At 51.8% G+C, this 11,446-nt stretch carries 10 protein-coding genes and 3 pseudogenes; 10 read left to right on the top strand and 3 right to left on the bottom strand.

Features of this window, described 5'->3' with window-relative positions; translation table 11 throughout:
- Nucleotides 1-597: 597 nt before the first annotated feature.
- Nucleotides 598-1,329 carry a hypothetical protein gene (locus tag AKL28_RS25160; protein WP_050470507.1) on the bottom strand — a complete coding sequence of 244 codons (732 nt, stop codon included), beginning with the start codon at nucleotides 1,327-1,329 and terminating at the stop codon, nucleotides 598-600.
- Nucleotides 1,330-1,455: 126 nt separating this feature from the next.
- Nucleotides 1,456-1,752: pseudogene (locus tag AKL28_RS25405) on the bottom strand (TniQ family protein); the annotation flags it as partial.
- A gap of 320 nt (nucleotides 1,753-2,072) precedes the next feature.
- Between AKL28_RS25405 and AKL28_RS25450 the strand changes: the two are divergent.
- The 8 genes and pseudogenes from AKL28_RS25450 (at nucleotide 2,073) to AKL28_RS24100 (ending at nucleotide 9,486) form a co-directional block, all read left to right on the top strand.
- Nucleotides 2,073-3,084 (top strand): annotated as a pseudogene (locus tag AKL28_RS25450) (IS110 family RNA-guided transposase).
- Between the two features lie 634 nt (nucleotides 3,085-3,718).
- Nucleotides 3,719-4,054 carry an ArsR/SmtB family transcription factor gene (locus AKL28_RS22335; protein ID WP_050470510.1) on the top strand — a complete coding sequence of 112 codons (336 nt, stop codon included), beginning with the start codon at nucleotides 3,719-3,721 and terminating at the stop codon, nucleotides 4,052-4,054.
- Between the two features lie 47 nt (nucleotides 4,055-4,101).
- Nucleotides 4,102-4,614: an arsenate reductase ArsC gene (locus AKL28_RS22330; protein WP_050470506.1), complete on the top strand. Its 513-nt coding sequence runs from the start codon at nucleotides 4,102-4,104 to the stop codon at nucleotides 4,612-4,614.
- Nucleotides 4,615-4,718: 104 nt separating this feature from the next.
- Nucleotides 4,719-6,002 (top strand): arsenic transporter, encoded by a 1,284-nt coding sequence (locus AKL28_RS22325; RefSeq protein WP_050470509.1) that lies wholly within the window; start codon nucleotides 4,719-4,721, stop codon nucleotides 6,000-6,002.
- 2 nt (nucleotides 6,003-6,004) lie between these two features.
- A complete protein-coding gene (locus AKL28_RS22320; RefSeq protein WP_050470505.1) occupies nucleotides 6,005-7,210 on the top strand; it encodes an MFS transporter in 1,206 nt (401 codons plus the stop codon).
- A 9-nt stretch (nucleotides 7,211-7,219) separates the two neighbouring features.
- On the top strand, nucleotides 7,220-7,651 hold the full coding sequence (arsC, locus tag AKL28_RS22315) for an arsenate reductase (glutaredoxin) (protein WP_050470504.1): 432 nt from the start codon (nucleotides 7,220-7,222) through the stop codon (nucleotides 7,649-7,651).
- Nucleotides 7,632-8,354, top strand: a complete 723-nt coding sequence (arsH, locus tag AKL28_RS22310) for an arsenical resistance protein ArsH (protein WP_050470503.1) — start codon at nucleotides 7,632-7,634, stop codon at nucleotides 8,352-8,354. The genes arsC and arsH overlap by 20 nt, the downstream gene beginning before the upstream one ends.
- 61 nt (nucleotides 8,355-8,415) lie before the next feature.
- A complete protein-coding gene (locus tag AKL28_RS24100) occupies nucleotides 8,416-9,486 on the top strand; it encodes an ArsO family NAD(P)H-dependent flavin-containing monooxygenase (protein WP_082221628.1) in 1,071 nt (356 codons plus the stop codon).
- Between the two features lie 21 nt (nucleotides 9,487-9,507).
- On the opposite strand, the gene AKL28_RS24095 is transcribed toward AKL28_RS24100, so the two are convergent.
- On the bottom strand, nucleotides 9,508-9,855 hold the full coding sequence (locus AKL28_RS24095; protein ID WP_082221627.1) for an ArsR/SmtB family transcription factor: 348 nt from the start codon (nucleotides 9,853-9,855) through the stop codon (nucleotides 9,508-9,510).
- 197 nt (nucleotides 9,856-10,052) lie between these two features.
- Between AKL28_RS24095 and pstS the strand changes: the two genes are divergently transcribed.
- Together pstS and AKL28_RS22300 are read left to right on the top strand one after the other, a co-directional pair.
- Nucleotides 10,053-11,084, top strand: coding sequence for a phosphate ABC transporter substrate-binding protein PstS (gene pstS, locus AKL28_RS22305; RefSeq protein ID WP_050470502.1), 1,032 nt, complete (start codon nucleotides 10,053-10,055; stop codon nucleotides 11,082-11,084).
- 65 nt (nucleotides 11,085-11,149) lie between these two features.
- Nucleotides 11,150-11,446: pseudogene (locus AKL28_RS22300) on the top strand (hypothetical protein); the annotation flags it as partial.

The raw sequence follows: 11,446 nt of genomic DNA, 5'->3' as shown, positions 1-11,446 counted from the left end.
GATATCTACCAATATCGCAAAGCTTCCTATGTACAAGTTGCTGGAAGATCGATTGCACGAATCAATAAAAGTGCATACTAAGATTCGCATCATGCGGGCCATGAGTGCTCTTCAGAGCGATGGGATATCTCTCGATCTCTGGCGAATCCAACGTGTCGCAGGACTTAAGTGTGTCGACGCTGAAAGTTTGAATTTCATAGAAGATTGTATCTTACGAAACCGATCGAAGTGAGGCTCATCACCATTATCTCTCATATGCCGCCGGTTCCAGTCCTTTTAGGAAGCTCACATAGGTACTCATAGCGCGCTTTCCTATATCGATCTACAAGCGTTGGCAGGTTGTCGATCACTTCCTGAATGAGTTCTAGTCTGTCGTTAGTGATATTAAAGTTCATATCATGTGCCACGGTCCATTTCGTTACCTTCCTGTTGGCATAGGTAATTTTCTCTATGGTGCGAATGATATGGCGCTCCATCACGATCCTTTGACACTCGACTTTAAGCTTCTGGAGCCTGCTGCTTTTACATATCGTGTCTCTTACGACTCCTTCTGCCAGGCCAGTGTTTGAGGTGAAAGACCGATATGTGAGTCGTATCTCATTGGGGGGGGCTTTGCATCATTTCGATCATTGCCTTTTCGATGATTGCGACGCGTTGCTCAAGGTCGACCCTCATAGATGGCTTTCTTGCCTTCCTCGTGTAGACAGAGTCTAACCATTTTTCGTCACGGATCCGTGCCCGTATATAGGCAGGAAAACCTGAAATGGAATAACCACCACTCTTCTTCAAGTAGCCAAGAATAGATTCTCTATCCTCTTTGATCGAAGTTAGTTTCCGCTTATGCTTTTTCCCAGGGAGATTTTCAATCCATTCGTAATCGTGAATTCGAATAAATTCATATGCTCTTCGACATTGGCACGGATGCTTGTGGGGATATTTTTCAATATATTCTTCAAGAATTTTCTTTGCATGATCAACTGACGACAGCTTTTCGTAGAGGCGATGGGGAGACTCGCCGAAGGAATTTTTACTTTCTATCTTAGCTATACCTTCTGTTGCTTCATCATAGGAAATGTTAAGTGCGACCAGCGCAGCAGAAACTTCCCAAGCACGAAGCTGATGTAGGCTTGTTCTGAAATTCCATGCGATGCGAATCCCAGGTTTTGAACCCCATGTGCTTTGAAGGAGCGCATGAAGTCCCCGCACGTCATTGGTTTTCGATAGAAGATACGTAGCCATTTGACTCATATCTCCAGTTTGGTCGCCATCAGAAATGGCAAATTGGGAGAAGACGGCGAGTTGGTAGAGCTTGTCGGAGCGGCGACGCATCTCCTTTCCAACTAGCCTTAGGTCGGCTCCGCATTCACAGAATTTATGCAATGGAGCGATGAGTCGACTTGTCCGGACACCGAATTTCATCCCGCATGAATGGCACCCATCGAGAAGCACGGTTGCGTGAATCGGGCAAACGAAGACGTTCGGAATTTGGTGAACGGTATGCCAAAATGGCTCGCCATGCTGGTCGGTGTCATCTGCTATGCATTGTGGGCAATAGCGCGGCGCACTAACATGGGCAGCGGCGGGAGCCCGATGATCACCAAACCTGTCCAAGAAGGGGCGGGTTGAGAGTTGCTTTTCGGCTTCAGACTGGCTGAGTCCCAAATATTGCAATAGTGTGCTCGTGCTTGGGCTGCAAGGACTCAAATCGAAGACCCGATAGGAGATTGCAGCTTCAATCGAAAGACTGCGCAATAACGACTCCCAAATCCCCGGGGTATTGTGTAGTCTTAATCTGGCAAACTAGGATCCGCATATCTCGCCTGGATAAAAATGAGATTTGTAAGGAAGGATTACGTTCGTCACTCGGAGAATTGACTAATCTGCAAAGGGCGCATGGTATCGCAATGTATGTAACCTAGATACTCTTGACTTTAATGATATGCATGCGAATTCCTTGTGCTGTAAGTCGGTTGAATTGCATTGAAATCTGATAACCATCTAGCCGTCCTCTCTTCGGCCAGGCCGAGGAATAAAGTCACGGTACGAATCCGAACTTTATCGAGGAGGACGTCATGTTATTTTGTGGCATTGATCTTCATTCCAACAACTGCCTTGTGGTCGTTTCCGATGACGCTGACAAGGTCGTGTATTCCAAGCGACTACCGAATGAGCTCGCAACGATATGTGCCGCGCTGAGCCCCTATCAGCAGGAACTGTTTGGCGTAGTCGTCGAATCTACTTACAACTGGTACTGGCTGGTTGACGGGCTGATGGCCGCAGGCCATTCAATACACTTGGCCAACACGACGGCGATTAAACAATACGACGGCCTCAAGCACCGGGGTGACGAATCCGATGCACGTCATCTCGCACACGTTATTCGGCTTGGTTTGCTGCCGGAACGTCACATCATGCCCAAAGCTGATCGCGCATTTCGCGACCTTGCGCGCCGGCGCATGCAGTTAGGCGGGCAAAGGACGTCTCAGATCGTTTCGATCGAGACGAGCATGGCCAGTACATGGGTCCCGCAATTTCTGGCAACAGCGTCAAAGAGCTGACCTCAGATGATATCGATGCGATGCCGATTGGACCGACAGAGACGCTAGGCATGAAAGCAAGCCTCGCGGTGATGCAAGCGCTCTAGGTGCAAATAGATGGAATCGAAGCGACGTTGTCAAAGCACTGCCGGCGCGATAAGGATTGCCGCTGCTGTGCTCTGTAGCAGGCGTCGGACCGATCTTGGCAACTTTCATTTTGCTGGAAACTGGCGATATCGGTCGATTTGTCGTCGCGGGGAATTACGCATCGTATTGTCGCTGCGTCGGCAGCGTCCATGTCTCCAACGGAAAGAATAAGGGCGAAGGCAATACCAAGAACGGCAACCACTTTCTCGCATGGGCATATGTCGAGCCAGCGAATTTTGCGATACGTTACTGCGAAGCCGCCCGTAAATTTTATCAACGAAAGAAAGCCAAACGAAACGGCATAGTGGCCATCAAAGCGGTGGCCCACAAGCTCGCACGTGCTTGCTTCCACATGCTGAAGACTGGCGAGAAGTTTTCTGTGGAGCGATGCTTCACATAATGTTTGGCAACGACCGGCGAGCCAGCAAGTGGGTTGGATAAAGAGCCATCCAAACTGATTGGACGCTGCGCCGTTTGCCATCGCTGTTGCTGTAGCAGGAAATGATTCGTCCGGATTGTGAGCTTGGAGTCGCTAAGCGGCAGCCAGAGAACTGCCCTTCAATTGGACGCAGGACGGAACCGAGATGCTTCTGGGGCAGCTACGCTGCCAGGGCGGGATAGCTATACGTATTTTCGCTTGATCCACATGGGTGACTGGTGCGATTCACGCAACCACACGACGAAGCGCAGGGCGCGATCCATTGCTGCGACAACCACCATAGCGATGGACTGTAACCGATCGCTGAACATCGCGAGGATCTAATTTGTATTCTTGACAGTGGACGGCTAATGGGTAACCCACTGGGGCAGTATTCGATGCAACATCTCACCATATGGAATGATCGTCAGCTCTCTCCCTCGTTGCTATATCTCTCAGGAGCGGCAAAATATCGTGCGTCAGTATAGAAGGTTTCATTAAATCGTTAATAACGTCGACCACGCGCTCAGATTCAAAAACATCATTATCAAGTCCTTGCAAATATTCAATATTTCGATAACAATGGAATGATTGAATAATTCGATGGATCCTGATGATGGAAACCAAACGCGTCATTTCTGCGCTGGCCGCACTAGCACAAGAGTCCCGCCTGGCAATCTTCCGCTTTCTCATTCAGGTCGGCAATGAAGGAATTGCTGCCAGCAAGATTGGCGAGCATCTCGGCATCGCTCCGTCGTCACTCTCTTTCCATCTGAAAGAGCTTACGCACGCTTCATTAGTCGTTTCGCGCCAGGATGGACGGTTTGTCATCTACGCCGCGAATTTCGACATGATGAATCAGGTGTTGGGCTTTCTTACAGAAAATTGCTGTGGAGGCAACATTTGTTCTCCTGCCAGCGAATGTCACGAAACGGAAGGATCGGCGACTTAAGCTGTCGTCCGTCAATCCCGTAACTTCACCTACCAATAGGATCTTCTATGAGCGCCAATCAAGTCGACAAAACCTACAACGTTCTCTTCCTGTGCACTGGCAACTCCGCACGTAGCATCATGGCGGAAGCCCTGCTCAATACCATGGGTAAAGGTCGGTTCAATGCTTACAGCGCCGGTAGTCAACCAGGTGGAACAGTGAACCCGTTGGCTGTCGAACAAATTAAGAGCACCGGCTATCCCGTGGAAAAACTGCGCAGCAAAAGCTGGGATGAGTTTGCCGCTCCAGGCGCTCCGAAGATGGATTTCATCATTACCGTCTGCGACAACGCTGCCGGCGAGGTATGCCCGATCTGGCCCGGGCAACCGATTTCCGCTCACTGGGGTTTTGAAGATCCAGCAGCCGCAACAGGAACCGATGAGGAAAAACGCGCCGTGTTTTCCAAGGTCGCTCGTCAAATCACTACGCGTGTGAATATTTTTAACAGCTTGCCATTCCACACGCTTGAGAAGACAGCGATCAAGCGCGAGATGGATGCCATTGGCGCCAGCCAAGTCTAGTCGTCTATACGGAAGGAGTGCGAGTCGGTTTCCGGCTCGCCTCCCTCACGCTTCAATTCGCTCGGCGTCGCCGGACAGTCAATACATTCAAGGATAAAAACAACGTGCTCACCGCATTCATCATTTTCTTGCTGACTCTCGTTTTTGTTATCTGGCAGCCGCGCGGGCTCGGTATTGGTTGGAGTGCGTGCGTGGGCGCCTTGGTTGCTTTGGCATTCGGCGTCATTCAATTGTCCGATATCCCTGTGGTATGGCATATCGTGTGGAATGCGACTGGGACGTTCATTGCCATCATTATCATCAGCTTGTTGCTGGATAAAGCAGGATTCTTCGAGTGGGCTGCGCTGCATGTTGCGCGCTGGGGCGGCGGTAACGGACGCAAGCTATTTGTCCTTCTGGTTTTGCTTGGTGCTGCGGTCTCTGCCTTGTTCGCCAACGACGGCGCCGCGCTGATCCTCACTCCTATTGTGATCGCGATGTTGCTGGCGCTGCGCTTTTCGCCGCAGGCCACGCTGGCATTCGTGATGGCCGCCGGCTTCATTGCCGATACGGCAAGCCTGCCGCTAGTCGTGTCGAATCTGGTCAATATCGTCTCGGCCGACTTCTTCAAAATCGGCTTCTCGCAGTACGCGGCTGTCATGATCCCGGTCGACATCGTTGCAGTCATCATGACTCTGCTGGTGTTGTTTTTGTATTTTCGACGCGACATTCCTGTCGACTACGACCTCAAGCAGCTCAAGAAACCAACGGATGCTATCCATGATCGAGCAACCTTCATCGCCGGCTGGTGGGTTCTGGGGCTGTTGCTCATCGGCTTCTTTTGGCTTGAAAGCCTGGGCGTGCCGATCAGCGCCGTCGCTGCGGTAGGTGCCTTGATTTTGTTGGTAATTGCTGCAAAGGGCCATGTCATCTCCACACGGGAAGTGATCAAAGGTGCACCGTGGCAAATCGTCTTTTTCTCGCTGGGTATGTATCTGGTGGTCTATGGGCTGCGCAACGCCGGGTTGACGAACTATCTCACCGGTCTATTGAATGGCTTCGCTCAACATGGCGTCTGGGGCGCAGCGATTGGTACAGGCTTCCTGACGGCGTTCTTGTCCTCGATCATGAATAATATGCCGACGGTGCTGGTCGGTGCATTATCGATTGACGCTGCGACAGCACAAGGTGTCGTCAAGGAAGCCATGATCTACGCCAATGTCATTGGCAGCGATCTGGGACCGAAGATCACGCCGATCGGTAGTCTGGCCACTTTGCTCTGGCTGCACGTACTCGATAAAAAGAGCATCCACATCTCCTGGGGCTATTACTTCCGAGTGGGGGCGATGCTCACAATCCCTGTCCTGCTGGTGACGCTGGCTGCGCTGGCTTTGAGATTGAGCTTTTAAGCATGGATACCGCGGCCCGTAAGCCTGCATGGCTGATTCCGTCTCTCGGTCTGACCCAAATTGTGGGATGGGGCTCGATGTTCTACGCTTATGGTGTACTCATGCAGCCTATGCAGTTAGAGCTGCAAGCTTCCAAGCCTGTGATCGTTGGCGCCTATTCGCTGGCGCTCCTGATTTCGGGACTGCTGTCGACGCTGGCCGGAAGCATCATTGATCGCGTGGGCGGTCGTTTGTTGATGGGGGCCGGAACGGTATTGGCCACCATAATGTTGGCCTTGCTTTCCACAGTGCATAGCGTGACCGGTCTCTACTTGATCTGGGCCGGCATTGGGGTGGCGATGAGCGCTACGCTCTATCAGCCAGCGTTTGCGGTCATCACCCAGATCTTTGAAGGCGGTTTCAGACGTGCGATCACCATGCTGACGCTCTTCGGCGGTTTCGCCAGCACCGTGTCATGGCCGTTGACGCAATGGCTCCTGGAGCAGTACGGATGGCGCGAAACATGGATGATTTACGCGGTAGCCAATCTTGTTATTTGCCTGCCGATCCATGCTTTACTGCCTCGTGCGGCTAGTATTAAAGCAAAGGCCAAAGATCCCGCTGCAAGCGTCGGCCTTGCGGCAGTACTGCGCGAGCCAAGCTTTTATCTCATTACTGCAGCAGTCACGTTGAACGCGTTAGTGTTCTCGGCGATGTCGCTGCACCTGATCTCCATTCTTCATGACCGCGGCATGTCGGCGTACTACGCGGCGGGCATCGGGGCATTGATAGGGCCAATGCAGGTGCTGGGCCGGATTTTAGAAGCGACGTTCGGCAAGAATGCCACGACCAGGCAAATTGGACTCATCGCGATTTTCCTGCTACCTGTGGCCCTCATTTTGTTGTTCGCGCCTGCTGAGTGGCTGCTTATCTACGGTTTGTTCGCTGCTATGTATGGTGTGGGTAATGGCGTCATGACGATCGTCAGAGGTGCATTGCCGGCAGAGCTCTATGGCCGTGAAGCGTATGGTGCCATCAGCGGCGCCATGGCTACACCGGTGACCATCGCCTTTGCGGCGGGTCCATTCGTTGCCTCTCTTCTCTACGCCATCGGCGGCGGCTATCCGGGCGCCATCGTGGCGCTGATTGGTATTGCCAGCCTTGGTGCTGTGCTGTTTTTTTATGCTACGGCGCATCCACGCCACGACACAGTTTCGTCTACCAACTAGGAAATCATTATGACCACCACGATCTATCACAACCCTGCCTGCGGCACGTCCCGTAATACGCTTGCTTTGATCCGCAACAGCGGCGAAGAGCCCATCGTGATCGAGTATCTTCAAAATCCACCGTCGCGTGACACCTTGATCCAACTCATCAAGGATGCAGGTCTGACTGTGCGCGAAGCGATTCGCCAAAAAGGGACGCCGTACGCAGAGCTTGGCCTGGACAATCCTGCGCTGACAGACGAGCAACTGCTCGATGCCATGCTAGCGCATCCGATCTTGATCAATCGCCCGTTTGTCGTGACTTCCAAAGGCACGCTGCTGTGCCGCCCCTCCGAAGCAGTACTGGATATCTTGCCGAATCCTCAAAAGGGGCCATTTACGAAGGAAGACGGGGAGGTTGTCATCAACGCGGAGGGCCAACGTGTCACGTCAGCTAAATGATCTTCCCAACGTCGCTGCAAATCTGTTCAAGGCCCCAGCAGCGGCAGATTTCGCCAACGTTGCCACGTCGGCGCACGCACCTCGGTTCTTGTTACTGTATGGTTCTGTCCGTGAACGCTCCTATAGCCGTTTGCTGACAATGGAGGCCGCACGCCTCCTCGAAGCAATGGGCGGTGAAGTCAAAATCTTCGATCCGCGTGGCTTGCCACTGCCGGACAGTGAGCCAGAAACACATCCAAAAGTACAGGAACTGCGTGAATTGGCTATGTGGTCCGAAGGGATGGTGTGGTGCTCGCCAGAGCGTCACGGGGCCATGACCGGCATCATGAAGGCACAAATTGATTGGATTCCTTTGACGCAAGGCGCCGTTCGCCCTACTCAAGGTAAAACACTGGCCGTCATGGAAGTCTCAGGTGGGTCGCAGTCCTTCAACGCTGTCAATCAAATGCGGGTTCTCGGCCGATGGATGCGGATGATCACCATCCCTAACCAATCCTCTGTTGCCAAGGCATTTCTCGAATTTGAAGAAAATGGGCGGATGAAGCCCTCGTCTTACTATGAGCGTGTGGTGGATGTAATGGAGGAGTTGTTCAAATTTACTCTGCTGACGCGCGACGTTTCTCCGTTCCTGGTTGACCGCTATAGCGAGCGTCGGGAATCTGCTGAAGAACTCGCCAAACGCGTCAACATTCGTTCGATCTGACGAGAACGGCCACGGCCGCCAGTTCGCAAACACCTATACCCATCTTTGTCAGAAAGAACTAATGCAATCTGATGGAAACATAGCTGCGAATGTTGACGTTGTCATTGTCGGAGGTGGGCAGGCGGCATTGGCCACAGCTTACTTCTTGCGGCGCACGTCCTTGTCGGTCGTACTGCTCGATGCGGAACAAAGTCCTGGTGGCGCATGGCTGCACGGATGGGATTCTCTGCGACTATTTTCTTCTGCTACATGGAGTTCCTTACCGGGATGGCAAATGCCCGCGTCCGAGAATGCTCCTCCATCACGTGATGACGTCATCGGTTACCTCGCTAAATACGAACAAAGATATTCCTTGCCGGTGACGAGACCCGTTTGGGTTGAGTCGATGCAAGCAGTTGATGATCGGATTATGGTTGCGGCGAAGGATAGGCAATGGCGTGCAAAGGTAGTTGTAAGTGCAACCGGCAACTGGCGTAATCCATTTATCCCTGAATTATCTGGAGCACATAATTTCGCCGGTCTACAGATCCATTCGGCTCATTACACGTCGCCGGCGGAGTTTGCAGGCAAGCGCGTAATCGTAGTAGGTGGCGGCAACTCCGGCGCGCAAATCTTTGCAGAGATCAGCGAGGTTTCTCAGGCAATTTGGGCGACGATGACGGAACCTCGCTTCTTGCCAGACGATATAGATGGGCAGGCACTTTTTGAACAGGCAACAGCACGTTTGAAGGCAATTCAAGCAGGACAACCTCCGCCTGTTACCGGTAGCCTCGGGGATATTGTAATGGTCCCATCGGTCAAGGCTGCGCGCGATCGAGGTGTTTTGCGGGCCACACGAATGTTTGAACGATTGACGAAGTCGGGAGTGGCTTGGCCCGACAATTCGGAATCTGACGTCGATGCGATTATCTGGTGTACAGGCTTTCGGCCTGCATTAGATCATCTCACAGGACTAAACGTGATCAACGCGAATGGGCGTGTAGATGTTGACGGAACACACTCTACGAAGGAACCAAGGCTTTGGCTGGTTGGCTATGGAGAATGGACTGGATTGGCTTCAGCGACGATTATTGGTGTAACGCGTACGGCACGTAGTACAGCGATGGAAGTTGCTGATTTTCTGAAGGGCTGACCAACAAACCAATAGTCTAGCTTATGCGGATGTTGCCGCAGTATCGGCGCCTTCGTGAACGCAAATTTGGCAGGGTTCGCCATTACAACAGTTTTCCGTCAGAAAGTGCAATAAACCATTCATGACCGAGAAATCTGGTTGATAGAACACGAACCGGCCTTTCGAGACCGAGGTCAGCAAGCCTGCGTACACCAGCTCTTTCAAATGGAAAGACAAGGTAGCACCAGGAATGCCGAGCCGATCGCGCAGCTCTCCGGTTGAACAACCCTCCGGACCCAGTTCGACTAAATGGCGATATATATCCAGACGGGATTCTTGAGCAAGAGCGCTCAATAGCTTTACTGCGTTTTTGGAGCCTATATCAGTCATCTCTGTCTGTCGATCGGGTGTGATTAAAACGAGTTATTTCCATAGTTCTGCAAGTATTCTATCCCGGATCCCATAGAAGCTGACAATAGGTGCCATATGTCATGTCTTTGTCATAAATGCCACCTATCATTTCGATAATTCTAGATATATTATATTTCTAGATTAATGGTGACTTAACTAAAGGATGGAAGGAAATTATGAAAATTACTTCGCTGTTCCGCCAAGGCTTGCTGGTCGCGGCATTGACGGTCTCCATGGGTACTATTGCTACCGCAGCTGAAATTACCGGTGCCGGTTCTACATTCGTCTATCCAATTCTCGCGAAATGGTCCACTGACTACAACAAGATGACGGGAGACCGCATCAACTATCAATCGATTGGGTCTGGTGGCGGCATCGCTCAAATTAAGGCATCGACTGTCACTTTCGGCGCCAGCGATAAACCACTATCTCCGAAAGAGCTGAGCGAAGTTGGTCTCGGACAATTTCCGCTAGTCATCGGCGGCGTTGTTCCCGTCGTCAATTTGGATGGCGTCGTCCCGGGCTCGCTGAAATTTACCGGCCCGATTCTGGCGGACATCTACTTGGGAAAAATCACTAAGTGGAATGACCCTGCCCTGGTGAAGATCAATACAAATATCAAACTGCCAGATGCAAAAATCACTGTCGTTCATCGCTCGGACGGTTCGGGCACTACCTTTAATTGGGTCAACTATCTTTCCAAGGTCAGCACTGAATGGAAGGATAAGGTTGGTGAAGGCACTTCAGTTGCGTGGCCGTTGGGTGTTGGTGGTAAAGGAAATGAAGGCGTTGCTGCTTACGTCTCTCAACTGAAGAATTCGATCGGATACGTCGAGTATGCGTACGTGAAGCAAAACAAGATGAACTTTGCCCAAGTGCAAAACAAGGCGGGCAAATTCGTGTCTCCTGATGCTGATTCGTTTCAATCCGCTGCCGCCTATGCAGACTGGAGCAAGGTTCAAGATTTCGACTTCGTGATCACGGACGCCCCAGGTGACAAGTCGTTCCCTATCTCGGCAACAACATTTGTTCTCCTTTATAAGCAAGCGAAGAATCCCGAACAGCAAAAGGCCGCGTTCACCTTCTTCAAATGGGCATTGGAGCGTGGCGGTCCGCAAGCCGATGAGTTGGACTATGTGCCATTGCCATCCGCTCTGGTGAAACAGATCGAAGCGTACTGGGCGAAGAATTTTAACTTCGGCTCCTAATTAGTGTGCCGGCTGGCAGCAATGCCAGCCGCCGCTAGTATGCACACCCTCTATCAGTAGCCCCTATGTCAACTCCCAAACAACTTCCTTTGGTTACTCCTGACATCAGCAATACGACCTCTGGCCGTGCGTCGAAAAAGGTCATTCGCAAACGTCTGCTAAGCGACCATAACGCTGATCGCCTATTTCATGGGATTGCGGGCTTTGCCGGCTATTTTGTATTGGCACTTCTCTTCGCCGCCGCCGCCTCCATGGCATGGGGCGGCAGGACGGCTTTTGATGCCTTTGGATGGAATTTTGTAACCGGTACGGAGTGGGATGCCGTCAATAAAAAGTTCGCGGCCTTTGTGCCCATTTACGGC

Origin of the sequence: Herbaspirillum chlorophenolicum (genome assembly GCF_001189955.1) — a bacterium.
In the GTDB taxonomy this organism is placed as follows: Bacteria; Pseudomonadota; Gammaproteobacteria; order Burkholderiales; family Burkholderiaceae_D; genus Herbaspirillum; species Herbaspirillum chlorophenolicum.
Note: the sequence above shows the minus strand (reverse complement) of the source record. Positions and strands in the feature narration are given on the sequence as shown.

Coding starts and splice junctions, on each gene's coding strand:
- AKL28_RS25160 (WP_050470507.1), bottom strand. CDS start 1,329: ATGCGTCGCCGCTCCGACAAGCTCTACCAACTCGCCGTCTTCTCCCAA.
- arsC (WP_050470504.1), top strand. CDS start 7,220: ATGACCACCACGATCTATCACAACCCTGCCTGCGGCACGTCCCGTAAT.
- AKL28_RS24095 (WP_082221627.1), bottom strand. CDS start 9,855: ATGACTGATATAGGCTCCAAAAACGCAGTAAAGCTATTGAGCGCTCTT.
- AKL28_RS22330 (WP_050470506.1), top strand. CDS start 4,102: ATGAGCGCCAATCAAGTCGACAAAACCTACAACGTTCTCTTCCTGTGC.
- pstS (WP_050470502.1), top strand. CDS start 10,053: ATGAAAATTACTTCGCTGTTCCGCCAAGGCTTGCTGGTCGCGGCATTG.
- AKL28_RS22335 (WP_050470510.1), top strand. CDS start 3,719: ATGGAAACCAAACGCGTCATTTCTGCGCTGGCCGCACTAGCACAAGAG.
- AKL28_RS24100 (WP_082221628.1), top strand. CDS start 8,416: ATGCAATCTGATGGAAACATAGCTGCGAATGTTGACGTTGTCATTGTC.
- AKL28_RS22320 (WP_050470505.1), top strand. CDS start 6,005: ATGGATACCGCGGCCCGTAAGCCTGCATGGCTGATTCCGTCTCTCGGT.